At 51.2% G+C, this 25,722-nt stretch carries 25 protein-coding genes; 5 read left to right on the top strand and 20 right to left on the bottom strand.

The annotated features are described in order from the left end of the window. Complete coding sequence (locus BKD14_RS10180; RefSeq protein WP_075655637.1) at positions 1-444, bottom strand: MarR family transcriptional regulator; 444 nt, start codon at positions 442-444, stop codon at positions 1-3. A 124-nt stretch (positions 445-568) separates the two neighbouring features. Between BKD14_RS10180 and BKD14_RS10185 the strand changes: the two genes are divergently transcribed. After that, entirely contained in the window at positions 569-979 is a 411-nt protein-coding gene (locus BKD14_RS10185; protein ID WP_022710775.1) for an META domain-containing protein, read from the top strand. A gap of 63 nt (positions 980-1,042) precedes the next feature. On the opposite strand, the gene BKD14_RS10190 is transcribed toward BKD14_RS10185, so the two are convergent. From BKD14_RS10190 to BKD14_RS10215, 6 genes are all read right to left on the bottom strand, one after another. Then, positions 1,043-1,567, bottom strand: coding sequence for a MerR family transcriptional regulator (locus tag BKD14_RS10190; RefSeq protein WP_022710774.1), 525 nt, complete (start codon positions 1,565-1,567; stop codon positions 1,043-1,045). A gap of 378 nt (positions 1,568-1,945) precedes the next feature. Continuing rightward, positions 1,946-2,272 carry an integration host factor subunit alpha gene (locus BKD14_RS10195; RefSeq protein WP_022710773.1) on the bottom strand — a complete coding sequence of 109 codons (327 nt, stop codon included), beginning with the start codon at positions 2,270-2,272 and terminating at the stop codon, positions 1,946-1,948. 147 nt (positions 2,273-2,419) lie between these two features. Then, positions 2,420-3,391: a beta-ketoacyl-ACP synthase III gene (locus BKD14_RS10200; RefSeq protein ID WP_075655639.1), complete on the bottom strand. Its 972-nt coding sequence runs from the start codon at positions 3,389-3,391 to the stop codon at positions 2,420-2,422. A gap of 456 nt (positions 3,392-3,847) precedes the next feature. Further along, positions 3,848-4,924 (bottom strand): phosphate acyltransferase PlsX, encoded by a 1,077-nt coding sequence (plsX, locus tag BKD14_RS10205; RefSeq protein WP_075655641.1) that lies wholly within the window; start codon positions 4,922-4,924, stop codon positions 3,848-3,850. A gap of 335 nt (positions 4,925-5,259) precedes the next feature. Next, complete coding sequence (locus BKD14_RS10210) at positions 5,260-5,835, bottom strand: DUF177 domain-containing protein (protein WP_075655644.1); 576 nt, start codon at positions 5,833-5,835, stop codon at positions 5,260-5,262. 68 nt (positions 5,836-5,903) lie between these two features. Further along, positions 5,904-6,443, bottom strand: coding sequence for a ubiquinol-cytochrome C chaperone family protein (locus BKD14_RS10215; protein WP_075655861.1), 540 nt, complete (start codon positions 6,441-6,443; stop codon positions 5,904-5,906). Positions 6,444-6,532: 89 nt separating this feature from the next. Between BKD14_RS10215 and BKD14_RS10220 the strand changes: the two genes are divergently transcribed. Further along, complete coding sequence (locus tag BKD14_RS10220) at positions 6,533-7,045, top strand: outer membrane protein assembly factor BamE (protein ID WP_075655863.1); 513 nt, start codon at positions 6,533-6,535, stop codon at positions 7,043-7,045. Between the two features lie 81 nt (positions 7,046-7,126). Here the strand turns inward: BKD14_RS10220 and BKD14_RS10225 are convergent, their stop codons facing one another. From BKD14_RS10225 to BKD14_RS10280, 11 genes are all read right to left on the bottom strand, one after another. Next, entirely contained in the window at positions 7,127-9,268 is a 2,142-nt protein-coding gene (locus BKD14_RS10225) for a sodium-translocating pyrophosphatase (protein ID WP_075655646.1), read from the bottom strand. A gap of 448 nt (positions 9,269-9,716) precedes the next feature. Further along, complete coding sequence (gene nusB, locus BKD14_RS10230) at positions 9,717-10,223, bottom strand: transcription antitermination factor NusB (protein WP_075655648.1); 507 nt, start codon at positions 10,221-10,223, stop codon at positions 9,717-9,719. 1 nt (position 10,224) lies between these two features. After that, entirely contained in the window at positions 10,225-10,686 is a 462-nt protein-coding gene (locus BKD14_RS10235; RefSeq protein ID WP_028233523.1) for a 6,7-dimethyl-8-ribityllumazine synthase, read from the bottom strand. A 413-nt stretch (positions 10,687-11,099) separates the two neighbouring features. Next, positions 11,100-11,708, bottom strand: a complete 609-nt coding sequence (locus BKD14_RS10245) for a riboflavin synthase (protein ID WP_075655652.1) — start codon at positions 11,706-11,708, stop codon at positions 11,100-11,102. 26 nt (positions 11,709-11,734) lie between these two features. After that, a complete protein-coding gene (ribD, locus tag BKD14_RS10250; protein ID WP_075655654.1) occupies positions 11,735-12,907 on the bottom strand; it encodes a bifunctional diaminohydroxyphosphoribosylaminopyrimidine deaminase/5-amino-6-(5-phosphoribosylamino)uracil reductase RibD in 1,173 nt (390 codons plus the stop codon). Between the two features lie 220 nt (positions 12,908-13,127). Continuing rightward, a complete protein-coding gene (gene nrdR, locus BKD14_RS10255) occupies positions 13,128-13,610 on the bottom strand; it encodes a transcriptional regulator NrdR (protein ID WP_022710482.1) in 483 nt (160 codons plus the stop codon). Between the two features lie 213 nt (positions 13,611-13,823). After that, complete coding sequence (glyA, locus tag BKD14_RS10260; RefSeq protein WP_022710481.1) at positions 13,824-15,131, bottom strand: serine hydroxymethyltransferase; 1,308 nt, start codon at positions 15,129-15,131, stop codon at positions 13,824-13,826. A gap of 556 nt (positions 15,132-15,687) precedes the next feature. After that, positions 15,688-16,995, bottom strand: coding sequence for a L,D-transpeptidase family protein (locus tag BKD14_RS10265; protein WP_075655656.1), 1,308 nt, complete (start codon positions 16,993-16,995; stop codon positions 15,688-15,690). Positions 16,996-17,445: 450 nt separating this feature from the next. Then, positions 17,446-17,991 carry a hypothetical protein gene (locus tag BKD14_RS10270; protein ID WP_075655658.1) on the bottom strand — a complete coding sequence of 182 codons (546 nt, stop codon included), beginning with the start codon at positions 17,989-17,991 and terminating at the stop codon, positions 17,446-17,448. A gap of 179 nt (positions 17,992-18,170) precedes the next feature. Next, the gene (locus BKD14_RS10275; protein WP_139316395.1) at positions 18,171-18,599 is read right to left on the bottom strand and encodes a DUF6163 family protein; all 429 of its coding nucleotides are present in this window, start codon (positions 18,597-18,599) and stop codon (positions 18,171-18,173) included. Between the two features lie 30 nt (positions 18,600-18,629). After that, the gene (locus BKD14_RS10280; RefSeq protein ID WP_075655867.1) at positions 18,630-19,697 is read right to left on the bottom strand and encodes an enoyl-CoA hydratase/isomerase family protein; all 1,068 of its coding nucleotides are present in this window, start codon (positions 19,695-19,697) and stop codon (positions 18,630-18,632) included. A gap of 214 nt (positions 19,698-19,911) precedes the next feature. On the opposite strand from BKD14_RS10280, the gene hemB reads away from it, so the two are divergent. The 3 genes from hemB to BKD14_RS10295 all read left to right on the top strand — a co-directional run bounded on the left by hemB (position 19,912) and on the right by BKD14_RS10295 (position 22,668). After that, complete coding sequence (hemB, locus tag BKD14_RS10285; RefSeq protein ID WP_075655660.1) at positions 19,912-20,916, top strand: porphobilinogen synthase; 1,005 nt, start codon at positions 19,912-19,914, stop codon at positions 20,914-20,916. Between the two features lie 160 nt (positions 20,917-21,076). Further along, positions 21,077-21,547: an RDD family protein gene (locus BKD14_RS10290; protein ID WP_022710475.1), complete on the top strand. Its 471-nt coding sequence runs from the start codon at positions 21,077-21,079 to the stop codon at positions 21,545-21,547. Between the two features lie 365 nt (positions 21,548-21,912). Beyond that, the gene (locus BKD14_RS10295) at positions 21,913-22,668 is read left to right on the top strand and encodes an arginyltransferase (protein ID WP_022710474.1); all 756 of its coding nucleotides are present in this window, start codon (positions 21,913-21,915) and stop codon (positions 22,666-22,668) included. A gap of 111 nt (positions 22,669-22,779) precedes the next feature. Here BKD14_RS10295 and BKD14_RS10300 read toward each other — a convergent pair whose 3' ends face one another. Beyond that, a complete protein-coding gene (locus BKD14_RS10300; RefSeq protein ID WP_075655662.1) occupies positions 22,780-23,208 on the bottom strand; it encodes a GNAT family N-acetyltransferase in 429 nt (142 codons plus the stop codon). 77 nt (positions 23,209-23,285) lie between these two features. Beyond that, positions 23,286-25,538: a DNA topoisomerase IV subunit A gene (parC, locus tag BKD14_RS10305; RefSeq protein WP_022710472.1), complete on the bottom strand. Its 2,253-nt coding sequence runs from the start codon at positions 25,536-25,538 to the stop codon at positions 23,286-23,288. Positions 25,539-25,722: the final 184 nt, after the last annotated feature.

Raw genomic sequence — 25,722 nt, forward strand, 5'->3', positions numbered from 1 at the left:
TCAGCTGATTGCTTCCATATTCTTCAAAATTACCCGCATAATGCGTAAGCCCTCATCCAGATCGGCTTCGCTCAGATCCTGAAGAATGCGGATGCGCAATTGCTCAGCGACAACGTGCAGCTCTTCCACCTGATCATGTGCCGCTTCGGTCAGAATGATGTGCTTGGCGCGTCTGTCGCCCTCCACGGCACGCCGTGTGACCAGTCCCTGCTTTTCCAGCCCGTCAATGAGGCGCACCAGTGTCGGCGTCTCAATTTCCAATGCCGCAGCCAGTTCGGTCTGCGTCATGCATTTATGGGTTGAAAGCAAAAACAACGTGCGGGCACGGGACAATGTCATGTCGTGCTCTTTGGCGAATGCATCAAATAAAGTGCGCAGCTTGCGCCCCGCCACGGACATATCCGTGAGCAAATCAGCACGTTTCTGTATGATTGCAGGTTTCATGAGTACACACATAGATAGGAAGCTAACAATTATTATGCTATATAATTTAACTCCTGTTCAAATGCAATCCGCATGATTAAGCTAAACGAAAATTGCGTAGCCGGTTTCAAAATAGAGGACAGAGATGCAAGTCAGCTTCATTAAAACAGCCATTATTACTACCGGTCTTATATTCAGCGGTATGGGCACCGCCAATGCTGCGGAATCCGGAATTTACGGCAACTGGATTACAGAGCGAATTCAGGGACATAAAGTGCATGCAAAAGTGCAATCCACCCTTGATATTGCGCAGGATGGCAAAATTTCCGGCAGTGGCGGCTGCAATCGCTATATGGGCGGCATGGAAATTAAAGGCGATAAAGTAAAAGTGCAGCCGGTTGGCGCAACACTGATGGCCTGCCCGCCGCCTATGATGCAGCAGGATTCCAAATTTCACGCTGCACTCAATCTGGTCACAAGCTGGAAACTCAGCAAAAACAAACTAATCCTGATTGATTCAAAAAATCGTGAAGTGCTTCGTCTGAAGCGTGCCTGAGACCCTAAAAACAAAAACGGGGCGGTTTACACCACCCCGTTTTCCTAAAGTCAGAAACTATCTTTAGCGCACCTGATCGAGCAGGCGTTTACATTCCAGCAAATCGAAAAGCGCTTCCTGCAACAAAGTGCGGTTGTCTTTATTCAGGCGCTTGGAATCAGCGCCCATCGGCCCCTCTTCATCACCGCGCAGCAGGCCGAATAATTTACGGCCGCCTGAAGACTGGCGCTGTTCTTCCGGATCATAATCATCAATCGCCGCATCCTGCGCAGCTGTTGCCTGTTTCTGACGTGTTATCGCCTCAACGGCAGCAACATCACCATTGCCGAGCGCAATGATGAATTGTGCATTATTTTCACGCAGCAAACGCTGCACACCTTTGATTGTATAACCCTGATCGTAGAGCAGATGACGGATGCCCTTGAGCAGTTCCACATCCAGCGGACGGTAATAGCGGCGTCCGCCGCCGCGTTTCATCGGTTTGATCTGGGTAAAGCGCGTCTCCCAGAAACGCAGCACATGTTGCGGCAAATCCAGATCTTCCGCCACCTCACTGATCGTCTTAAACGCATCAGGACTTTTATTCATGTACTGCCCCTTTCCGGTCGTAAAGGAGTATCACTCAAACGATACACAACTTGAATGAATCACATTTCCTGCAAAAACAAGGCATTCCGCATATAAACATATAAAAAACAGGCCTATCTCTGACAAAAAAGTCGAGAATCCGGTTCTGACCGCGACACTTTGTTCGGCATTTATAATGATTCTTATTATCACCTACCATAATGCAAAAATCGCAGGCTGCATAATGCCTTAAGCGGAAAACCTATCAAGGTTAAAAATCCGTATCACTCACGGCACTGAGACAGGCCCTGATCCGCCATAACATGCGCAGAAAGTAAAACACCGGCCACATATGCAGCCGGTGCTTCAAAATCGGAAGCCTTTAAGTAAGGCAGATAATCAGGCCTTGGCCTTATTACCCTGACGGGCAAGATGCTGATCCAGAATACGCTGTTTCAGCACATTTGATGCTTTGAAGGTCATAACCCGACGCGGCAGAATTGGAACTTCCTCACCGGTTTTCGGATTACGGCCAATGCGCTCATTCTTGTCGCGGACCTGAAATGTTGCAAAAGATGAAAGCTTAACAGTTTCACCATTCACAATGGCATCACAGACTTCGTCAAGAATCATTTCAACAAGCGACGCAGATTCCGTACGTGAAAGCCCTACCTTGCGATAGACAGCTTCAGCCAGATCGGCACGCGTGACAGTCTTACCCCCCATGATGAACCTACTCGGCTAGCGTTAAAGGTGATAATATCTTGTATGTGCAACAGGTTACACAGATGCAACGCCGATGGTCAAGCAGACTTTTGTACCGTATGAAACTTCTTTTCAGTCAATAAGCCATTGAAATGCTGTTTGAGTGCCCTACCAGCGCAGCAAAACCGCACCCCAGGTAAAGCCGCCGCCCATTGCTTCGAGCAAAATAAGGTCGCCTTTTTTGATGCGGCCGTCTTTCACCGCAGTCGCCAAAGCCAGCGGCACGGAAGCTGCGGATGTGTTGCCGTGCTGATCGACGGTGATCACAACCTTATGCTCTGCAATGTTCAGCTTCTTGGCAGAGGCATCAATAATGCGCTTATTGGCCTGATGCGGAACGAACCAGTCAATGTCCTCAGCACTCAGGCCGGTGGTTGCAAAAGAGGCTTCGATCACATCAGTAATCATGCCCACCGCATGTTTGAAAACTTCACGGCCTTCCATACGCAGATGACCGACTGTCCCGGTTGTTGAAGGGCCGCCATCAACATAGAGCTTTTCTTTGTGGGAACCGTCAGAGCGCAGGTTGGCTGTCAGCACACCGCGATCAGAGGTCAGACCATTGCCCTCACCGGCTTCGAGAACCAGCGCACCAGCTCCGTCACCAAACAATACGCAGGTCGTGCGGTCTTTCCAGTCGAGAAGACGCGAGAATGTTTCCGCGCCGATCACCAACACGCGCTTGGCCATGCCGCTCTTGATATACATGTCAGCCGTTGTCACCGCATAGACGAAACCGCTGCACACAGCCTGCATATCAAAGGCAAAGCCGTGCTTCATGCCCAGCGCATTCTGAATTTCGACAGCGCTGGCCGGAAATGTATGATTGGGTGTGGAGGTCGCCAGAATAATGAGATCAATATCATCCGCTGTCAGGCCGGCATTTTCCAGAGCAGCCTGTGCGGCTTTGGTGCCGAGAGATACGGTCGTTTCATTCTCCGCAGCAATATAACGCTGACGGATACCTGTGCGCTGAACGATCCATTCGTCAGATGTTTCGACAACCCCTTCCAGCTCGGCGTTTTTTACAACGCGTTCCGGTGTGGCTGCACCAATGCCTTTAACGACGGATCTGATCATCAGTAATTTTCCTGTCTGACATATCGGGCATCTTGTCGGGGATCTGGCGCAAAGCAAGCCATCCGACGACACCGGATACATATATTGATATTGTGCGTGCTCGTCCGGCGAGACACATGCGTGAATTTATCGCCGGATAATTGCAATATAGTGTCAGTCATTACAAATGCCTGAACGGAAAGCAATGACTGACAGAATAAAGCTTATATGGAAATCATATAAGGCGAATTTACGATAGAGCGACTTACCTGCAGATTACATCACAGTACTCGCTCTATCTCCTTGTTTTTGCGCATGTCACTATCGGAAAACCGCTATCCGCTTTTCCGCGACATGCTCTAGAGCGATTTACGTCCAGGTTGGGTCACGGCGCTCGCTCTAGATTCTTTAGTTTGTCGCATTATCACTGCCGTCAAGTTGATCCAAATTGACTGTGAAATGCTTGAATATAAAGGATCAGGCCGGTTTTGCAGTTGCGTCTGTCGTATCGCCAGCCGCTTCAGCATCATCAGCTTTGTAATGGCTGTAGAATGTGGTCAGATCCGCCTCGATCTTTTGCATAAGACCGTTGCGCACCATGTCATAGCCGACTTCAATCGCCGAGCAGAAGCCGTCAACATTAGCGCCGCCATGACTTTTGATGACGACACCATTGAGACCAAGAAACACCCCGCCATTGACCTTGTTCGGATCCATCTTTTCCTTCAGACGGTTAAATGCGCCTTTGGCAAAAATATAACCGATCCTCGCCATCCATGTGCGGCTCATCGCACCACGCAGATAGGCCGCAATCTGTTTGGCAGTACCTTCGGCGGTTTTCAGCGCGATATTGCCGGAGAAACCTTCCGTCACAACAACATCCACGGTGCCTTTGCCGATATCATCGCCTTCAACAAAGCCGTTATATTCAAAGCCCGGCAGCGGTGTTGCTTTCAGGGCTGCACCCGCTTCCTTGATTGCGTCCAGACCTTTGACTTCCTCAACACCTACATTGAGCAGGCCGACTGTCGGACGCTTAATTTCAAACAGCGCGCGCGCCATACCGGCACCCATCACCGAATAATCAATCAGCTGACGGGCATCCGCACCAATACTCGCACCTACATCCAGCACAATGCTTTCGCCACGCGTGGTCGGCCAGATCGCCGCAATCGCCGGACGTTCAATATTTGCCATCATACGCAGGCAGAATTTTGCCATTGCCATCAGCGCACCGGTATTGCCTGCGGATACGCAAACATCGGCTTCGCCGTTTTTCACTGCTTCAATCGCCTGCCACATCGTGGATTTGCCGCGACCATTGCGCAAAGCCTGACTAGGCTTATCGTCCATCTGCACCGCGGTTTCGCTGATATGCAGCACCGATACAGCTTTCAGTTTAGGAAATTTATCCAGAAAAGGTTCGACCTGGCCTGCTAAGCCATAAAAAACAAACCGGATGTCAGGATGACGCTCCAGTGCATTCGCCGCAGCGGGGATAACCACTTCAGGGCCAAAATCGCCCCCCATAGCGTCAATAGAAATTGTGACCACTTGATCGTCCTATACCGGTCCTCACAAAACCACACGGGTTTGCCATAAAGGCTGCCTGTCCGGCATGATTTAAATGTATATTCCGCGTCCGCAAAGCAAACGTGAATATCTTCGTCTTCTTCATCTGCGAAGTTGCAGCCCTATACAGCACTGCAACCCGCCCTGAATTTTGCAAAATAACTTTTTTGCCTGCGCGCACAACTTATTTTTAATTTTGGCACGCAGACAACATTCCGCGAAACGGCAGCTCCCACAGCATGTTTTTGAATATAAAGCACTTTACAGGCTTTGACCATTCAAATCACGCAGGGCATCCGCCGTTTGAAAACAGAATCTCAGTTTTTGTCACGCAGCTTGGCCAGACCGGCAAAAGGCGAATCCGGCTTGATGTCACTTGTGTCTTCATCTTCATCATCTTCGATGATTTCGATATAATCCGCCTCGGCTTTACGCGGATAAGGATCAAGTGCCAGTTCAAAGAATTCCTCAGCCACAGCGCCGATATCAATACGGTCACCTTCAAAGGTTTCCGGCATATCCGGCCCTTCGGCATCAATCAGCATTTCACCGCTTTCATCCAGACGGATGCGTGCAAGGCGGGAGTTTTCCGGTACGAAAACCGTATCCACTTCTTCACTGATCGTTGCATTGATCGGCTCAAGCGTCGCAACGCAAGCCTGCACGATCTGCGCTTCAATATGACCGCGCAGTTTAATGCCGTCTTTCTTCCAACGTGTAATCAGAAAATCTGCCGTGAATGAATCAACCGACAGCAATTCATGATTGGCAGCCAGAAGAGCACGCTCTTTCTCATTGGCTTCGATCTTAACGGTCATGCCCTTAGGCGGCACATGCGCCACCGGCACCGGATGGCTTAAGCCCGCATTACCCGACCCGTTATGTTTAGTCATGATAAGTCCATTTCGTTTCAACGCCGGTGCAATACCGGCATTTGTATTTGTATTTGTATTTGTATTATTTATGCAAAGCTGAAGCTTGCTTCAAGGAAACTGCTGTCCGGCTGCTCACGTAAATGCGTATAAACCTGCATCACATAAGCGGCCATTGCCTCACTATGCTCCCATTCTTTACCGGCCTCGGTCAGATCAGGACGCACATTACGGCCGAGAGCGACAGCCAATGCCGCGCTGTCATTCTTGTCGATTGCCTCAGCATAGCTCAGCACACGGCCATAATACATGCGCGCCAGTTTTTTCATGCGCTTCGGCACGCCCTGATCGCCGATACCAAGCTCACGCAGGGAATGGTCGACATCTTTGAAGAACTCTTCGGCAATGTCCTGCGTCAGTTCTTTCAGTGCCGGATCTTCAGATTTCAGCCGGTGCATCAGCAAAAACACATGTAAAGACAGCATTTCATAGCGGCCGATCGGCGTATCGGGCACAAGAAACTCCGCGTAAAAGCGTTTTTGTCGTGCTGCCGCCACGATTTTCTCATAAATCAACAGTGTAATTGCTTCATTTACTCGGGATTTGCGTCTTAATAAATTAAGAATCATCATTTAACGCCCATGCTTTTGTTGCATCCGGATGCAAGGTGGTTTACCCAAGTTCATCTGGATACGGAAGTACCGTTGGGATAATGGTTATGGAGATGTCGTCGTTGCAGCGTATTTTCGCACAAAACCGCAGCAGAAGCTTGCTCATTACAGGCGCAGCCGTGCTTTTTTCGCTCGGGCTTGCCGGTTGCAATACCGCAAGCACGCTCAATCCTTCAGAAACTTTGACTGAAGGTTACGTCCTTGATGAACAGGCACTTGATTCTGTTCCTGTCGGTTCCAGCCGTGAGCAGGTTCTGCTGACGCTCGGCACCCCGTCAACAACAGCTACATTTGATAATGAAGTCTTCTACTATATTTCGCAGAAGCGTTATCGTGTTGCGCAGTTCATGGCGCCTAAAATTATCGACCGCCGCATTCTTGCTGTTTACTTCAACAAGGATGGCAAAGTTTCTCAGATCGCCCATTATGGTCTGCAGGATGGTAAAGTCTTCGACTTCATCTCCCGCACAACACCAACCGGCGGTAAAGATCAGAGCTTTATCGGTCAGCTTATTCAGGGCGTTGGCAAAATGCCGACCTCTCTGCCGGGCACGATCTAAACTATTTCTGCATGATTGCAGTGATGATAACAAAAACGCCGGTGAGATATTCTCACCGGCGTTTTTCTTTACCTGCACGCTTTACTGATGCGCCAGTACGGCCAGCAGCAGCAATGCCACAATATTGGTGATCTTGATTGCCGGATTGACCGCTGGCCCTGCCGTATCCTTATAAGGATCGCCGACAGTATCACCGGTGACCGAAGCCTTATGCGCTTCCGAGCCCTTCATATGCTTCACACCATCGGCATCAGTGAAGCCATCTTCAAAGCTCTTCTTGGCATTATCCCATGCGCCGCCGCCGGAAGTCATAGAAATCGCCACGAACAATCCGTTGACGATCACGCCGAGCAGAGAAGCACCGAGCGCAGCAAAAGCGGAAGCCTTGGAACCGGAGATCAGCAATACGCCGAAATAAACCACCAATGGTGCCAGCACCGGCAGCAATGACGGGATAATCATCTCGCGGATCGCAGCTTTGGTGAGAATATCCACCGCACGGGCATAATCCGGCCGTTCCGTACCGCTCATGATACCCGGCTTTTCACGGAACTGACGGCGCACTTCCTGCACCACCGATCCCGCTGCACGTCCGACTGCCGTCATAGCGATACCGCCAAACAGATAGGGAATCAGACCGCCGAAGATCAGTCCTGCAACCACATAGGGGTTGGAGAGATCAAAAGAGACTGGCCCCATATCGCTGAAATACGGATAGTTCTGACTATTTGCTGCAAAGAATGCCAAATCATTGGAATAGGCTGCAAACAATACCAAGGCACCAAGACCGGCCGAGCCGATGGCATAGCCCTTAGTTACCGCCTTAGTGGTATTGCCTACCGCATCCAGCGCATCCGTTGCCTTGCGCACCTCCGGATCAAGCCCCGCCATTTCCGCAATACCACCGGCATTATCGGTTACAGGGCCAAAGGCGTCGAGTGCTACGATCATACCGGCAATGCCGAGCATCGCTGTCACCGCAATCGCTGTGCCGAACAATCCGGCCAGCTGATAGGTGGTGATGATACCGAATACGATGACAATCGCAGGCAATGCCGTTGATTCCAGCGATACAGCCAGTCCCTGAATGACATTGGTGCCATGTCCGCTGACGGAGGCCTGCGCAATCGAATTAACCGGACGCTTGTTGGTTCCGGTATAATATTCCGTAATCACCACGATCAGACCGGTGACAATCAGACCAATCAGCCCGCAAATGAACAGGTTTGTACCGGTGATGGAAATACCGGCAACAGTACCGACCTCTCCCCAGCCGATAGTCAGTGTGGTTGCTACTGCAAGCCCCACCACAGACAGCAGACCGGTTGCAATCAGCCCCTTATACAAAGCCCCCATAATGGAGTTATCCGTGCCAAGCCGCACAAAGAATGTTCCCGCAACGGATGTGAGAATGCAAAGCCCGCAAATAGCCAGCGGATAGAGAATGATTACTGGCAGCAATGGCGTACCTGCAAAGAAAATCGCCGCCAGCACCATGGTTGCCACCACGGTTACCGCATAGGTCTCAAACAAATCCGCAGCCATACCGGCACAGTCACCAACATTATCGCCGACATTATCGGCAATGGTTGCCGGATTGCGCGGATCATCTTCGGGAATACCGGCTTCAACCTTGCCGACCAGATCGCCGCCGACATCGGCCCCCTTGGTAAAAATACCGCCACCAAGACGCGCAAAGATGGAAATCAGCGAAGCACCGAAGCCAAGCGCCACCAGTGCATCAATCACCACACGGTCACCGGAAGCATAGCCCATTATTACCGTGAGCCATGTGTAATAACCGGCAACGCCAAGCAGCGCCAAACCTGCCACCAGCATGCCTGTGACTGCACCGGCGCGAAACGCTATCTCCAGCCCACCTGCCAAACTCATCGATGCCGCCTGTGCTGTACGCACATTGGCGCGCACGGAGACATGCATCCCGATAAAGCCGGCCACGCCGGACAGAACCGCCCCGATCAGAAAGCCGAAAGCCGCATAGGCACCCAGCAACCACCATGTAATGAGAAAAACCACCGCACCGACGAAAAAGATCGTCATATATTGGCGTGCAAGATAGGCTTGTGCACCCTCGCGGATTGCTCCTGCAATTTCCTGCATCCGCGCATTACCCGCATCCGATGCCAGTACCGAGCGGATTGCCCAGCCTGCATAGACAAGTGCGAGAATGCCACAAATAAGAATGAGTATGAGAACTGCCATGCGTATTCCCCTTATTCTTCGGCCTTTATAATTCCGGAATGAGAACCGGATTATCTCCCGATAACGGAGGACGGCATGGAGCAAGATACAGCAGTCATTTAAAGCGCGGAGTGCGCTTCTGAAAACGCTCACAGTCTGTTCAGACAGCAACAGAGGGCAGTTATTTCAGTTCAGAGTCCGGCAGTTTGATTTACCCCATAATCCCGCTCTGAAATCTCTCAGTCTTCAGGATTATGTTTCGTTCAGCATCTGTCTGATCAGCATGCTTCAGGCTTGTCTTCCGGTATTCTGTGCGCAGGATGCGAAAGCCTGTAACAAAGGTCAAGTGCCTGTTTTAAAAACGGTAACAGCGCAAGTACCGGCAATATAAAAAAAGCCGGCACAATATTGTACCGGCTCTGATGGCTTTAAAATGCATCGCAAAGGCAATCACCTCTGCCAAACACCGTCAGCGCGGCGTTTTTCTGGTTCCGCGGCTCTCGCCACGAATTTCGAATGCCAGACGATCCAGCACAGCATTGACGAGTTTCGGCTCGTCTTCTTCGTAAAAAGCCTTGGCAATATCTACATATTCCGAGACGATAACGGCTGTCGGCACTTCTTTTTTAGTGCGCAATTCCCAGATACCCGCACGCAAAATCGCACGCAGGGTCGAATCAAGGCGCGACAGCGGCCAGTCTTCAGTCAGCGACTGACGGATCATCGGATCCAGCACGCGCTGGTCGGCAACCACACCGGCAATAATGGCGCGGAACCATTGCGGGTCAGCTTCCAGATACTGATCGCCGTCAATATCTTTGCCGAGGCGGAAATTTTCATATTCAGCAGCAATGTCCAGCACGCCGGTGCCGGTGACTTCCATCTGATACAGTGCCTGAACGGCAGCAAGGCGTGCGACGCCTCGCTTATTGGCGGTGCGCGGCGCATTCTGCGGCGTCGCATGAGGGGCGGTCATATCAGACTCCAAATTTTTTCTGTAAATCAATCATCGTCAGGGCAGCGCGCGCTGCAAAACCGCCCTTATCTTTTTCACTGCGTTTGGCGCGGGCCCAGGCCTGCTCTTCATTTTCAACAGTGAGAATGCCATTACCGATCGCAATGCTTTCCGCCACAGACAGGTCTGTCAATGCGCGGGAGGATTCATTGGCAACGATTTCAAAATGATAGGTCTCGCCGCGAATGACCGTACCAAGCGCAACATAACCATCATATTCTGTGCCGCCACCGGCCTCAGCATCAAGAGCGAAAGAGATAGCCGCAGGAACTTCAAGAGCGCCCATGACCGTCACAATATCATAAGTCGCACCGGCTTCATCCAGCGCCGCTTTGGCACCATCCAGAAGCGCGTCAGAAAGCGCATCGTAAAAACGGGCTTCAACAATCAGAATATGCGGCGGATAGGCCAGATTTCCGGTCATCTCATTCTCCATAATCAGCTGCCTTTAAAGCAATTGAATCCACGACTACCAGAGCGGTTTATCTGAAACTGCCACAGGTCAAGAACACTGTATCCTCTCCCGCAGGCACAGGCTGCTTACGGGAACGTATATAAATCATATTCTATAGAAACCTGCGGCACTTACAATGTAAGCAGCCATACATTTTTCAATATGCTTTTTGCCCGCAACAACAGCGAGACCCTGCTGCGACAGATCAATCTGCACAACTGAGTTAAAGCAACGCCTGAACGGTAATGACTGCTGCTCTACAGCATTGCGGCTGAAAAGTAATCCCTGTTTGCAGCTTTTCAGTGATTTTGTCGCACGCATAAAACAAAGATGCCGCTTATCTGCATAAGCGGCATCCCGTCCGGTTGTCATAAAAAAGGTATTTATGCCTTAAACTGCGCAAGGCGGGCTGCATAACGCGCCAGCTGGTCGATCTCGATATTGATCTTGTCGCCGACCTGACGTGTGCCCCATGTGGTCACTTCCAGCGAATGGCGGATCAGCAGCACATCAAATTCATTGCCGTTAACGCCATTGACTGTCAGCGATGTGCCGTCCAGTGCCACGGAGCCCTTCTGAGCGATAAACGGCGCCAGATTTTCCGGTGCACGGATGGTAAAGCGCACTGCCTCACCTTCCTGCTGAATATTGATAATTTCCGCCATGGCATCGACATGGCCGGATACAAGATGACCGCCCATTTCATCGCCAAGCTTCAGCGAACGCTCCAGATTGATTTTGCGTCCGGCTTTCCATTCGCTGATCGTCGTCAGACGCAGGGCTTCTTCCCATGCTTCCACTTCAAACCAGCAGGCATTGCTTTCAATATCCGGCAGGCGGGTAACTGTCAGGCACACACCCGAACAGGCAATAGATGCACCGATCTCAATGGTTTTCGGGTCATAATGCGTATCAATACGCAGTCTTACACCTTCATCCATCGGGCTGATTTCAGCAACTTCACCGATATCTGTAACAATGCCTGTAAACATAAGAAATCCTTCTCATTCCCTGCTTATCAAAAACCTGCTTTGCGCTTGTATTCACTCAAAACATCTGACGCAAAATGGCTTTCGCCGGTTTTGACAAAATCCGCATCAATGAAAGCCTGCAAACCTTCAACCGCCAGCGCCTGACCATCTCCGTTGGAAAGGATCGGGTTCGGCCCGTCAAAAATCATCAGCTTATCAACCAGTCCCTGTGCCAGAAAAGCCTGTGCAACAACTGCTCCGCCTTCAACCATGACTGTAGCAATGCCCTGCGCTGCAAGGTCATCCAGCAGTTCCGGCAGAGCGATTTTTTCATCCTCGCATTCCGTCGCCAGAATACGGCAGCCGGCTTCAATCAGCTGCTGGCGTTTTGCCGGATCAGCATTATTGCTGGCGGCAATCCACAAAGGCACCTGACGCGCGGAACGCACCAGTTTGGATGTGAGCGGAATACGCAACTCGCTGTCGAGAATAACGCGGATCGGCGAACGATCCTGCAGCCCCGGCAAACGGGTATTCAGCACCGGATCATCCGCAATGACTGTTCCGACACCAATCATAATCGCATCGGTCTGGGCACGGCGCATATGCACCTGCGCAATACTGACCGCACCGGTAATGGCAATCTGCCCACGCCCGACGCAGCCGACATAGCCGTCAACCGACAGTGCCAGCTTCAGCATCACTTCCGGACGTTTGCGGAAAGAGCGTGACAGATAACCTGCGAGCTCATCATCGCCCTGCTCGCGGCAGACATCGGTGACAACTTCCAGCCCTGCATCGCGCAAAATCTGGTATCCACGGCCTGCAACACGCGGATCAGGATCGCTGCTGGAAGCAACCACACGCTTGATGCCTGCAGTGACCAGTGCGGATGCGCAAGGTGGTGTGTGGCCGTGATGAGCGCAAGGCTCCAGCGTGACATAGGCGGTTGCGCTCTTTGCCATTTCTCCGGCCTCAGCCAGCGCTTGTGTTTCGGCATGCGGACGGCCGCCTTCAGCCGTCACACCGCGACCAACAATCACCGGCCCGTGGCCGTTATCCGCCACTATCAGCGTCGCCACAGAAGGATTGGTTCCCGTAATACCAAGATGGCGGCGTGAATAGCGGATTGCAGCCGCCATAAAGCGCTTATCAAGCTCCGATGCACTTCCCTCACCAGAATGGGTCTGACGGGCTGTCGCGTTCTGAGGTTCATTCATATGCCAAATTCCAGTACGGAGTGTTTTGTACCGCCTGCCTTTAAGCCAAACAGATTCAAAACCTATTTACTTTAACACGCATCTGACCCGAAACAATTTTCAGTTGCCAATATGCATTCAGTTCACAAGAGGCATCAGGTTCAACGAACATCCATGCCTCAAATTCTTATTCAAAAGCAGAAACCTGCCCAAAGCCAGAGCACATTAAGCGCTCTGAACTTTAATCCTCATTGCTCGATGATGCAGCATTTTCCGGATGGCCAAGCTCATCAATGACATTGTGGAAGTCTTTGGCAACACTGAAATTGCGATAAACAGAAGCGAAACGGATATAGGCAATATCGTCCACGCCCTTCAGCGCTTCCATCGCCAGACGACCGATCTCTTCCGACGGAATTTCAACCTCGCCGGAACTTTCCAGCTGGCGCACAATGCCCGAAACAGCGCGTTCCACGCGGTCACTGTCAACCTCACGCTTGCGCAGCGCAACCTGCACTGAGTGCATCAGCTTATCGCGGTCGAAAGGCACACGGCGGCCGCTTTTCTTGACCACCATCAGTTCGCGCAATTGTACGCGCTCAAATGTCGTGAACCTGCCGCCACATACAGAACAGACGCGACGTCTGCGGATGACCGAACCGTCTTCCGCCGGACGGGAATCTTTGACCTGCGTATCTTCAGACTGACAAAACGGACAGCGCATGGCTCAACTCTCAACTTGTTACCGCGCCTTGCAGCACGGCAGCCATTCCAGCCTGACAGGTTGTAAACGACTATAATTCACTCAGATTGAAATTATCTAAAGCAGATAGGCTGCTTTGTCATCAGCTATGTCCGGCAAGCTGCACAGACAAAAACGCCGCGTAACACTTATGTGATACGCGGCGTCTGAAATTACAACATAGTCACAACCGGCTTAGCCCAGATAGCCATACATCGGGAAGCCTTCGGTCAGCTCCACAACTTTTTTCTGAACAGCCTGTTCAACAGCTGCATTGCCTTCATCGGAATTGGCAGCTTTAAGACCGTCGAGCACTTCGGTAATCATATCACCGATCTGTTCGAATTCCTTGATACCGAAGCCGCGGGTTGTACCGGCCGGCGTGCCGAGGCGGATACCGGAGGTTACAAAAGGCTTCTCAGGATCGAACGGAATACCGTTTTTGTTGGTGGTGATATTGGCACGGCCCAGTGCTGCTTCAGCGCGTTTGCCGGTTGCATTTTTCGGACGCAAGTCAACCAGCATCAGATGGTTGTCGGTGCCGCCGGAAACGATATCGAGACCATTTTTCTTCAGGTTCTCTGCCAGAGCCTTGGCGTTTGCCACAACATTCTGCGCATAGAGCTTGAATTCAGGCTGCAGCGCCTCTGCCAGTGCAACCGCTTTACCGGCGATCACATGCATCAGCGGGCCGCCCTGAAGACCCGGGAATACAGCCGAGTTGAATTTCTTGGCCAGATCACCGTCATTGGTCATGATCATACCACCGCGCGGGCCGCGCAGGGATTTGTGGGTGGTGGTGGTGCAGACATGGGCATGCGGCACTGGCGACGGATGCACACCGGCAGCAACCAGACCGGCAATATGCGCCATATCAACCATCAGATATGCACCGACTTCATCGGCGATCTCACGGAAACGCTTCCAGTCCCAGATACGGGAATAGGCAGTACCACCAGCCAAAATCAGCTTAGGCTTATGTTCGCGGGCAAGACGTGCCACTTCGTCCATATCCAGCAGGTGATCGTCTTCACGCACACCATAGGATACGACATTGAACCATTTACCGGACATATTGACCGGAGAACCGTGGGTCAGGTGACCACCGGAATTCAGATCCAGACCCATGAATGTATCGCCCGGCTGCAACAGCGCGAGGAATACAGCCTGATTCATCTGGCTGCCGGAATTTGGCTGCACGTTGACGAATTCTGCGCCGAACAGTTTCTTCGCACGTTCAATCGCCAGTTCTTCAACGATATCAACATACTGGCAGCCGCCATAATAGCGCTTACCCGGATAACCTTCGGCATATTTATTGGTGAGGATTGAACCCTGAGCTTCAAGCACTGCGCGGGAAACGATATTTTCCGATGCAATCAGCTCGATTTCGTGACGCTGACGGCCAAGCTCCTTGCGGATTGCGCCGAAAATTTCAGCATCCGCTTCTTCAAGACCCTTATTAAAGAATGCTTCGAGAGAAGCACTGTTCGCCTGCGACATATCCTATTCCCTTCCGGTTCCCGGTCAATTTCCCAGTCAAAAGTCAATCAGACACCATTCCCGCCGCCTGTATGCGACGGTCATGGAATTCTTCGCTATTTTTTGACGCGTATCATATCCGAAAACCGGTTCCCGCTTTTCGGGATACGCTCAATGTCTGCCCGCATATCAAAATGCGAAACAAAAAGCACGTAAATTCAATGCTGTTTAAGGGTTAGAGCTGCTCCGGCAGTAAACGATTTATCGGAGCCGCTCTCACTCTTTTTTACGCATTATCCTACGCAAAACCGCTTCGCACTTTTGCTGGAAATGCTCTAGCCCATTCCTATGTCGGGTGGCAATATCACACTTGTAACACCTGCTCCATGGCCAACAGGCGATATGCCATGACGTAAAACGGCTAAAGTCCCATTTATATCGTTTAAATACAAAAAAGCCGCCCGAAGGCGGCTTTAAATTCAGACGTTAATTAATAGACCATGCTTCTGCTTAGCCATCCGGCTGGTGCATTTTTTGGAACTGCACCAGCATTATTGCGACCTCAGGCTGTGCAAGATCAGATCGCGGTACCGATTGCCAGTTCCGAAGCACCGTCCATCTTGTAAATATCATCGCGGAACTGCGGAATACCGTCACCGGTAGACCATGCGGAAATATAGACAAAATACAGCGCCACAGGGTCGGCCACCTGAATCGGATTATTCTGACCGCTCTTAATCGTGTCTTCGATAGTCTGACGATCCCAGCCGCCGGTATTTTTCAGCAGCCACACATCCAGATCGCGGATATTCTGCACGCGGATACAGCCTGACGAGTCAAAACGCATCAGATTGTTGAAAGTGCCCTTCTGTGGTGTGTCATGCATATAAACAGCATGGCTGTTATGGAAGTTGATTTTGGTTGAAGCCATGGCATTGATCTTGCCCGGATCCTGGCGGAACATCAGCTTCACTGCATCTTCCGTATTCCAGTCAACTGTTTCCGGCGGAACTTCCTGTCCCTGACCATCGTAAAGACGGATCTTGTTCTTGGTCAGATATTGCGGATCTTTACGCATCAAAGGAATGATATCCTTACGGATAATCGACTTTGGCGCTGTCCAGTATGGATTGAGGATCACTTCATGAATTTTTGAAGTCAGGATCGGTGTCTGACGATCGATCTTGCCAACAACGGCGGTATGGCGCTGCACTACGCGGCCATTTTCAATCGCCTCGATCTGTGCTGCCGGAATATTGACCATGACAAAACGTGTCTGATCAACATTGGCCAGCGAGCCAAGGCGCTGCAGATTAGTGTTCAGCTGACCAAGACGGACATCGGCACTGACATTGAGCGCTTTATAGGTCACATCGCCCATCACGCCGTCAGCAGGCAGACCGTGGCGTGCCTGAAAGCGCTTTACGGCCGCATCTACATAAGTATCAAAAGAATTGGAAGCACCGATGCCCTGAGGCAGATCGCCGGAGATCATCAGGCGCTGACGCAGGATCGGCACAACCTGACTTTTCATGCCCAGACGCAGACGCTCATTGCCCGGCACAACCGGCCAGCCGCCATTGGCGACAATATTATTATACTGATTGATCGCTTCGCTGATATAATTCAGCGTCTGCGGGCTCATAATCGGCTGATTGGTGGCGATAGCTTTGGCACCGCCGGTGCCGCGTGCATCGAATGTATCGTTCCAGTTACCGCGACGGCCGGATGACAGCACATCATTCAGGCCGACAGCCTGAGCAAGTGCCGCAGAAGAAACTGCCGGTACCGACAAAGCAGCCAGTCCCAGACCGGCAGCGCCCCGCAAAAACAAACGGCGGTCAAGTGCCTTGGTTGTTTTGCTGTCTTTTACATTATGCTTCATTCTTTGATCCTCAATCCGCCGTAACAGGACGTGGCACACCGGAAGCTTGCCGCATGACACAGGCATATCAGCAGAAAAGCTCTAAGCGCTCTGCGCTCCAGAACATTCCCAATCTAAAACTAAGTATTGGAGATGCTCTGTCGCTTTATTAAGCTCTATACGCGCATCTTATCCGAAAACCGGTTCCCACTTTTCGGGATGCGTTCAACTTTAACTCTGAAACTAAAACAAACCCTAATAGCAGTATAACTGACTGAACACGCATCAGTTGCCTAAACACAAAACATCCTGCCGGACTTTACCGCTATAATCAGTTTTGTGGCTTAAACATGTCTGCGGGTATTCCGGCAAGTCATTACATTCATCACAAACTGAAAATTATTATTGCAGATAAGCTTAATAAGTGAATGTGGCCATTTCGCAACGATCAGAACTGCCCCCCTGTCGGCATTACAGCTCAGCAGGTCTGCCATGCATGTGACTGAATTTTTGCAGGCGTCGCAAAGAGTTATGCATAGAGGCCAGACGCGCGGCATCAGGCACTTCCCTGCCCGATGTCTCCAGAAATACAAAAGTATAGAGCTCATAGAGGCCGTCTGCCACTGCCTGCCCTTTTTCAGTAAGCGCAAGAACCGCCAGATCCGCTCCGCCCGCCGCCGTCTCATCCGCACCGGAAGTCACATAGCCTTGCGCAAACAGACTTGCCAGCATCACCACCGATTGTGATGTGACGGGCTCAACCATACGATAAAGCTGGACAGTATCACGCAGACCAAGACTGATACAAAACAGCATCAATGCCTGTTCGGCATTCAGCGGATAATCCTGACGGCCGGAAAAGGCATCGTCAAAAAATGCCAGAACCCGCTTATAATGCCGGTTCAGCTGCCGCTCGACTTCCAGACACAGAACCTGCAAGCCTGTTCCTTCACCGGAACGGGAACCTGCATGTCCCATACCGGATAATGATGTCTGAAACGGCTCTTGCGTTTGCATGCAGCTTGTCTCCGCTTTTCCAAAGCACAAGATCAGCCAGCCGCCTCCGAATGCGGAGCGCGCAGAAAACTGAAATTTGCCTGAGGAGACTTTAAGAAACAGCGGTGAACTTCGGCTTAAGCCACAGGGCTAACAAGTGGTTAACAACCGGCTCTCTCAATCCGGTCATTATTCCAGCTTTAGCGGACAGGCGTTGCCAGTGCACGTTTACCCTGCAAAAACAGGCCGATACGAAAAGCGATATAGATCAGCAGAAACGCAATATTGACGGCTGCCAGCGCCGGAAAATATTCAAAGAACCGTGCAAAAACTGTGTAAATCAAAGCCTGAGCCACAGCCGTAATCACCCATAGCACAGCGCCCCATGAGGCACGGATCCACAGGCCGGTCGCAACAATCGGCAAAGCAATCGCAAGACTCACACAGATTGTCTGCCATTGCCACGGCATCAAATCGAAACGCCATAGCAGTCCCGGATAAAGGCCGATCAGCCGCAACCAGTAATAAACACCGCCGACAAGACAAACCAGCGCGACAAAGCGGATAAACAGAATGAACCAGCTATGCAGGGCTGAATCTCCCGTGCGCAGTCTCAGCTGATCGTCCATCATGCGGCTCATTACCCTTGTTTAATGTCTTTAACTGTTTAGAAAATCCGGTAATTGCACCTGCGCCAATGTTGCAGGGTTCCATAGCGGATTACCGGTCTTGTCGATCAGAACAGCGCCGACACCGGCATAGAAATCATGCCCTTGCAGCAGAATCTCTGCCAGAGCGTACTCTATTTGCATCTGTCTATCCAAGCGTGCGCTATAGCTCAGCTCTTTGTTTGCACGAATAAATGCTTCCGCATCCTGAAATAGTGTAAAAATCGCTTTCAGACTGGTTGGCGAACGCTTGCCCAGCAGTTCTGCAATGGCTGCGGCTTTCTTATTGCCTGCCTCTCCGGCGTCTGAGAATTGCTCCAGAACCTGTTCCACGCTTTCCGCCGTACAGCATCGGGCAATCAGCGCCCTGTCCTGTTCCGGCATTTCCCAGTCAGGTGCATCCGACTGCATAGACAGAAGTATATCATCCGGCTGTTCACCGCCGATCAGCCGCTCACGCAATTCCGTCAGCTGTTCAGCTTTCAGAGCGTGCGTGGCAATCCCGCTCTGCAGGCAATCACCCCAGCGGATCGCCGAGCCGGTTAAGCCGAGATAAAAGCCGAACTTGTCCGGCAAGGCAGGTAAAAACGCACTGCCGCCGACATCGGTGAAAAAACCGATCCCGCTTTCCGGCATAGCAAAAAGTGTATTTTCCGTCACAATCCGGTGTGAACCATGAACGGATATTCCGGCACCACCACCCATGGTAATCCCGTCAAGCAAAGCAATATAAGGTTTTTTATAGGAACCAATGAGGCGGTTGAGGCGATATTCATCCTGGAAGAAATCATAGGCAGGCGTACCGTTTCGACCTGCATGATAGGCAGCCACAACATCACCACCGGCACAAAATGCACGCCCTTCGCCTTCAACAATCACGGCTTTGACCTGAGGCTCATCTGCCCAATGCAGCAATGCGCGCTCCATTGCCTGCACCATTTTGTGTGTCAGAGCATTCAGCGCTTTCGGACGGGTCAGCCGGATCAACCCTGCAGAACCTTGCATAATAAAAGCAACTTCATCATCGCCGCCGAAATTCTCCTTGAAATCAGATATCATCACGCCGCTTCCTCCGCTCTGATGCACCTTATTCATTGATTTTCCTCTCCCGCATTGAAGCATGATTCATAAGTGAGTAAAGCAAGCGCGGCAATGTTTCACACCTCAAAAATTGTTTTTATCAAGCTGTAACCACGATTTGGGTGTTAAGGCTCCCTCATCGAAGTCTGCGCTGCAGGAAATTGCAGTTTCATAGGCCGAAATACGGAAAGACATGATGCGTAACATTGATGAGATCACCCAAAGCCGCCGCCTGCGCCGTACGCGCCGTACCGAATGGTCACGCCGTCTGGTTCAGGAAAACAGTTTAAGCGTCAATGATCTGATCTGGCCGTTTTTTGTCTGTGAAGGCAGCAATGTCGCCTCGCCGATTGCCGCAATGCCGGGTGTTCATCGTTATTCCGTGGATATGGCTGTGCGTCAGGCAGAAAAAGCTGCAAAACTCGGCATTCCGGCCATCGCACCTTTCCCGAATGAACCGGCGCGGATTAAAACGCAGGACGGCTCCTATATTGGCAATCCTGACAATCTCATCAATTCGGTGACCCGTGCGATTAAAAAGGAAATTCCGGAAATCGGCATTATTACCGATGCCGCGCTCGATCCTTTCACCACAGACGGTCATGACGGCATTTTGCGCGACGGCATTATTCTCAATGACGAATCCGTAGAGATGGTTGTGCGCGGTGCGCTGGCTCAGGCTGAGGCCGGTGCGGATATTATTGCTCCTTCCGATATGATGGACGGCCGTATCGGCGCAATCCGCGATGCACTGGATGCCAATGGTTTCCAGCATTTGCCGATCATGTCCTATGCCACCAAATTCGCTTCCGCTTTCTACGGTCCTTACCGTGAAGCGATCGGTACGGCAGGCGTGCTGAAAGGCGACAAGAAGACCTATTATCTTGATCCAGCCAATACGGATGAAGCGCTGCGCGAAGCCGAGCAGGATGTGCTGGAAGGCGCGGATATGCTGATGGTCAAGCCGGGTCTGCCTTATCTCGACATTATTCAGCGTATCAAAAGCCAGTTTGCCCTGCCGACCTTCGCCTATCAGGTCTCCGGCGAATATGCGATGATCAAAGCTGCCGGTCAGAATGGCTGGATCGACGAAGAGAAAGTCATGCTGGAAAGTCTGCTGGCATTCAAACGTGCCGGTTGCGACGGTATTCTCACTTATTTCGCTCTGGAAGTGGCTGAGAAACTCAAAAACGCCTGATACCGTTTATGTTTTTATAAAAGCGCATTCCGCCATCGGCAGAGTGCGCTTTTTTTATATGGGATTGCATTTAGAGGGCTTACCGGCGGGTAATCTTGAAATCAGCACCGCGGCTTCCTATCTCCTTGTTTGTAAGTTTAAAAGGAGAAACCATAAGCCGATGAATGACCGAACAATCAATAATGATATTGTTCTGCCGCGTTTTGAAGACCGCCGCCTCTATGAAGGTGTGCGCACCAGACGTGTATTCGCCTTTCTTATCGACTATTTCATTGTGCTTTTGCTGTGTATCCCTGTCGCGATCATCATCGCTTTTCTGGGTATTCTGACGCTGGGTCTGGGCTGGATGCTCTATGGTATCCTGCTGCCGCTGGTGGCGCTGCCTTATGTATATTTTACAGTCGGCGGACGTAATAAAGCCACCACAGGTATGCGGATGATGGGTATTCGCATCGAGCGTATGGACGGCAATCCGGTTGACGGCCTGTTTGCGGTGGTTCACTCGGTTTTGTTCTGGGCTTCCTGCACAGTGCTTACCCCGCTGATCCTGCTGGCAACCCTGTTTCTGGATTATAAACGCGGCGTACACGACATGCTGCTCGGCGCGGTGATTATCCGTACCAATCCGTAACAAGACGACAAACTGAATATGAACAGCGCGGGTATTTCCGCGCTGTTTGCATTACCAGCTTTTTTATCGCCCTTTATGCGCTATGAAGGGCTAAGGCATTTCACAGTCAAGTTGGATCAACTTGACGACAGTGATAATGCGACAAACTAAAGAATCTAGAGCGAGTGCTGTGATCCAATCTGGATGTAAACCGCTCTAGAACGAGTTTTGTGCGCACAACGAGGCGCTCGGCGCTCTAAATCACAAAAGCGGGATTTTACATATCTTCGTTTTCAATTATTATTAACCACTCTGCAGGCCTTTAACTGCACAATTACAGACGTGAATTTTACAATTCGTCTTTATTGCGTTTTGACAGGCGAAACATGACACAACATCAACCGCAACCGCAGCAATTTTATCTCACCGCCCCGTCTGAATGTCCTTATTTGGACAATCGCGCAGAGCGGAAGGTTTTTACACATCTGGTTGGCAGCCGCGCGCCGGAACTCAATGATCTGCTGACACAGGCCGGCTTCCGACGTTCGCAAAATATCGCCTATCGCCCCGCCTGTGAAAGCTGCAATGCCTGCGTGTCCGTGCGCATTCTCGCCGGCGAATTTCAGATGACGCGCTCCATGCGCCGCATCTGGAAACGCAATCAGGATCTCATTGGTTTTGCCAATAAAGCTGAGCCAAGTTCCGAACAATATTCCCTGTTCCATGATTATCTCAATCACCGCCACCATAATGGCGGTATGTCGGAAATGTCCGTACTTGATTATGCAATGATGGTTGAGGACAGCCATGTGAACACGCAGATCATCGAATATCGTATGCGTGGTGCCGACACGATGATTACCGGCAAAGGCGAAGGCCCGCTGATTGCTGCTGCCCTTACCGATGTGATGGGGGACGGCGTGTCGATGGTCTATTCGTTCTTCAATCCGGAGCTGGCTGACCGCTCACTCGGCACCTATATTATTCTCGACCATATTATGCGCTGCAATGCGCTTGGCCTGCCGCATGTTTATTTGGGCTACTGGGTCAACGGCTCCGAAAAGATGCATTATAAAACCCGCTTCAAGCCGCAGGAACATCTCACAACCAATGGCTGGCTGCGCACAGATATTGCAGATTAAATCAAAACACCCGCATGAGAACCATGCGGGTGTTTTTATATTAAGCAATAAATTCAATTTTCTAGATGATAAATCTCACAATGAGATTCATATATTTTTGCGCAACATGCTTCAGCTTTTACGCCCTACTTTGTAGGCCATGCCGATTGAAGCAGGCGTAACCGGCGAAAAACCGTATTGCGCATAAAGATGCTGTGCAGGACCATCAGCGATCAGACTGACATAGGCGCTCTCCGGCGCATGTTCATCCAGATAGGCTTTGATCTCAAGCATAATCCGCTTGCCAAGTCCCTGCCCCTGATAATCAGGCAGCACCGCAATATCGCAAACCTGATAGGTTGTGCCGCCGTCACCAATGACGCGTCCCATGCCGATGATCTGATCACCATCGGCAATCTGCACGGCGAATAATGAATTCTTCAGGCCGCGCTCGGCTGCGTCTGTTGTTTTTGCACTGAGGCCGCTGGCAGTGCGCAGATGGCAGTAAGTTTGCGCATCCGGAATCTGATGCAGCACCTGATATTTTGATTCAGCAGGCATGGCTAAAGGTTTCTTCCCATTGGTTTATCAGCAATCAGAGCGGCTTCTTCCCTACAAGAAGCCACTCTGCCTATATTTTACGAAGTGAATTTACCGGTGCGCGGGAAACCCTTCGGCACCATCCGTCCGGCGGAAGCGCGTGCACCCGTCCATTCCAGCAATTCTTCTTTACTGCGTGTGAATGTGCGGTCAGCGGAATCCTGCCATGTCAGCCCCTGCTCGATAGCAAAGCTGCGGATGTCGGACACACCGCCATCTTTGTATTTCTGCAGACGCACACCTTTACCGCGTGCCAGTTCCGGCAGCTCGGACAGCGGGAATACCAGCATTTTGCGGTTTTCGCCGACAACAGCCATAGTATCACCGGTCACACGCTGACAGATTTTCATCTCATCCGGCAGTTTCACATTCATGATCTGCTTGCCCTTACGGGTATTGGCAATGACTTCGCTTTCGCTGATCATGAAGCCATAGCCCTCATGGGATGCCAGCAGCAATTTAGCAGATGCATCATGAACAAAAGCGGTCAGAATATCCTGATCATTGTCCATATCGACCATGATACGGATCGGCTCGCCATGGCCGCGGCCACCCGGCAAAGTGTTGGCTCCGATGGTGAAGAATTTACCGCCGGTCGTTGCCACAACAATCTTGTCCGTCGTCTCCGCATGGAAAGCCAGATGCAGCTTGTCGCCTTCTTTAAAGGACAGGCTGGAGAAATCTGCCAGATGCCCCTTCATGGCGCGCATCCAGCCTTTTTCTGATACCACAATCGTGACCGGCTCACGCTCGATCATTGCCTGATGAATATCTTCCAGATCATGGCTCGGTGCTTCAGCAAATTGCGTGCGGCGCTTACCCAACGGTGTTTCAGGCCCGTAGGTCTCGCGAACCTTTTTGATTTCGCCGCTGATCGCCTTCCACTGCTTGATTTCCGAACCAAGCAATTCTTCAAGCTGCGCTTTTTCAAGTGTCAGCCCGTCAAACTCTTTACGGATTTCAAATTCTTCCAGCTTGCGCAAGGAACGCAGGCGCATATTGAGGATCGACTCAGCCTGCATGTCTGTCAGGCTAAACGTACGCATCAGTTCCTGTTTCGGCTCATCCTCTTCACGGATGATGCGGATAACCTCATCCAGATTGAGATAGGCAATCAGGTAACCGCCCAGAATTTCCAACCGCTTTTCAATCTCATTAAGCCGGAATTGTGAACGGCGCTGCAGAACTTCCTTACGATGCTCCAGCCATTCTTTCAGCACACCACCCAGCGAGAGAACATTCGGCACTTTACCATGGGAAAGCACGTTCATATTCAGCGAAATGCGGCTTTCAAGCTCGGTGAGCTTGAACAGCGATTCCATCAGCAATTCCGGATCGACAGAGCGGTTCTTTGGCTCCAGAACGATACGGATATCTTCAGCCGATTCATCACGGATATCGTCAAGCAGCGGCAATTTCTTCGCCAGCAGCAGTTCAGCGATCTTCTCAATCAGACGTGATTTCTGCACCTGATACGGAATTTCCGTAATCACCACCACCCATGTACCGCGGCCGAGATCTTCCTTCTCCCATTTCGCACGCACGCGGAATGCACCGCGGCCTGTACGATAGGCCTCAAGAATATTCTCTTTTGGCTCAACCAACACACCGCCGGTCGGAAGATCAGGTCCCTGAACAATTTGCACCAGTTCTTCAACCGTTGCCTGCGGATTGCGGATCAGCAGCAGCGCGGCATCACACAGCTCCGCCACATTATGCGGCGGAATATTGGTGGCCATACCCACAGCAATACCGGAGGAGCCGTTTGCGAGAAGGTTAGGAAAAGCACCGGGCAGAACGACCGGTTCTTCGTCTTCCTCATTATAAGTCGGACGAAAATCGATGGCGTTTTCTGTAATACCTTCGAGCAGCAGCGATGCCACTTCGGTCATGCGTGCTTCGGTGTAACGCATAGCCGCCGGATTATCACCGTCAATATTGCCGAAGTTGCCCTGCCCGTCCACCAGTGGATAGCGTACGGCAAAATCCTGCGCCAGTCGCGCCAGCGCATCATAAATAGAAGCATCGCCGTGCGGGTGGAACTTACCCATCACGTCACCGACAATACGCGCGCATTTGGCATAGGCACTGCCCGGATTAAGACGCAGCAGACGCATGGCATGCATGATGCGGCGGTGAACCGGCTTCAGACCGTCGCGCACATCCGGCAGCGCACGATGCATGATCGTGGACAGCGCATAGGCAAGGTAGCGCTCTTCGAGCGCCGATTTCAGATCAACTGTTTCAACGTGATCGTCGCCGCCTGATGGCGGAATCAAATTATTTCCCATGGAATATGGTTAGCAAGCGGCTGATTCTGCGGCAAGTCAAGATGCGTTTACACACAGTGAATAGGCCGGTTTTCCGCATTATTCTCGTTATTTCATCAAAAATACAACGATAATGACAACAGATTTTCGATCATCCTCAAGTGTGACTTGCAGTAAAATAAACGGGCTGTTACGAAAATGACAA

It is taken from the genome of Pseudochrobactrum sp. B5 (assembly GCF_001939785.1).
Taxonomy (GTDB): domain Bacteria; phylum Pseudomonadota; class Alphaproteobacteria; order Rhizobiales; family Rhizobiaceae; genus Pseudochrobactrum; species Pseudochrobactrum saccharolyticum.

What these genes read in the sequence shown, in the direction of transcription:
- BKD14_RS10180 (WP_075655637.1), bottom strand. Translation starts at nt 444, where the DNA reads ATGAAACCTGCAATCATACAGAAACGTGCTGATTTGCTCACGGATATG.
- BKD14_RS10185 (WP_022710775.1), top strand. Translation starts at nt 569, where the DNA reads ATGCAAGTCAGCTTCATTAAAACAGCCATTATTACTACCGGTCTTATA.
- BKD14_RS10190 (WP_022710774.1), bottom strand. Translation starts at nt 1,567, where the DNA reads ATGAATAAAAGTCCTGATGCGTTTAAGACGATCAGTGAGGTGGCGGAA.
- BKD14_RS10195 (WP_022710773.1), bottom strand. Translation starts at nt 2,272, where the DNA reads ATGGGGGGTAAGACTGTCACGCGTGCCGATCTGGCTGAAGCTGTCTAT.
- BKD14_RS10200 (WP_075655639.1), bottom strand. Translation starts at nt 3,391, where the DNA reads ATGATCAGATCCGTCGTTAAAGGCATTGGTGCAGCCACACCGGAACGC.
- BKD14_RS10210 (WP_075655644.1), bottom strand. Translation starts at nt 5,835, where the DNA reads ATGACTAAACATAACGGGTCGGGTAATGCGGGCTTAAGCCATCCGGTG.
- BKD14_RS10215 (WP_075655861.1), bottom strand. Translation starts at nt 6,443, where the DNA reads ATGATTCTTAATTTATTAAGACGCAAATCCCGAGTAAATGAAGCAATT.
- BKD14_RS10220 (WP_075655863.1), top strand. Translation starts at nt 6,533, where the DNA reads ATGGAGATGTCGTCGTTGCAGCGTATTTTCGCACAAAACCGCAGCAGA.
- BKD14_RS10225 (WP_075655646.1), bottom strand. Translation starts at nt 9,268, where the DNA reads ATGGCAGTTCTCATACTCATTCTTATTTGTGGCATTCTCGCACTTGTC.
- nusB (WP_075655648.1), bottom strand. Translation starts at nt 10,223, where the DNA reads ATGACCGCCCCTCATGCGACGCCGCAGAATGCGCCGCGCACCGCCAAT.
- BKD14_RS10235 (WP_028233523.1), bottom strand. Translation starts at nt 10,686, where the DNA reads ATGACCGGAAATCTGGCCTATCCGCCGCATATTCTGATTGTTGAAGCC.
- BKD14_RS10245 (WP_075655652.1), bottom strand. Translation starts at nt 11,708, where the DNA reads ATGTTTACAGGCATTGTTACAGATATCGGTGAAGTTGCTGAAATCAGC.
- ribD (WP_075655654.1), bottom strand. Translation starts at nt 12,907, where the DNA reads ATGAATGAACCTCAGAACGCGACAGCCCGTCAGACCCATTCTGGTGAG.
- nrdR (WP_022710482.1), bottom strand. Translation starts at nt 13,610, where the DNA reads ATGCGCTGTCCGTTTTGTCAGTCTGAAGATACGCAGGTCAAAGATTCC.
- glyA (WP_022710481.1), bottom strand. Translation starts at nt 15,131, where the DNA reads ATGTCGCAGGCGAACAGTGCTTCTCTCGAAGCATTCTTTAATAAGGGT.
- BKD14_RS10265 (WP_075655656.1), bottom strand. Translation starts at nt 16,995, where the DNA reads ATGAAGCATAATGTAAAAGACAGCAAAACAACCAAGGCACTTGACCGC.
- BKD14_RS10270 (WP_075655658.1), bottom strand. Translation starts at nt 17,991, where the DNA reads ATGCAAACGCAAGAGCCGTTTCAGACATCATTATCCGGTATGGGACAT.
- BKD14_RS10275 (WP_139316395.1), bottom strand. Translation starts at nt 18,599, where the DNA reads ATGGACGATCAGCTGAGACTGCGCACGGGAGATTCAGCCCTGCATAGC.
- BKD14_RS10280 (WP_075655867.1), bottom strand. Translation starts at nt 19,697, where the DNA reads ATGATATCTGATTTCAAGGAGAATTTCGGCGGCGATGATGAAGTTGCT.
- hemB (WP_075655660.1), top strand. Translation starts at nt 19,912, where the DNA reads ATGATGCGTAACATTGATGAGATCACCCAAAGCCGCCGCCTGCGCCGT.
- BKD14_RS10290 (WP_022710475.1), top strand. Translation starts at nt 21,077, where the DNA reads ATGAATGACCGAACAATCAATAATGATATTGTTCTGCCGCGTTTTGAA.
- BKD14_RS10295 (WP_022710474.1), top strand. Translation starts at nt 21,913, where the DNA reads ATGACACAACATCAACCGCAACCGCAGCAATTTTATCTCACCGCCCCG.
- BKD14_RS10300 (WP_075655662.1), bottom strand. Translation starts at nt 23,208, where the DNA reads ATGCCTGCTGAATCAAAATATCAGGTGCTGCATCAGATTCCGGATGCG.
- parC (WP_022710472.1), bottom strand. Translation starts at nt 25,538, where the DNA reads ATGGGAAATAATTTGATTCCGCCATCAGGCGGCGACGATCACGTTGAA.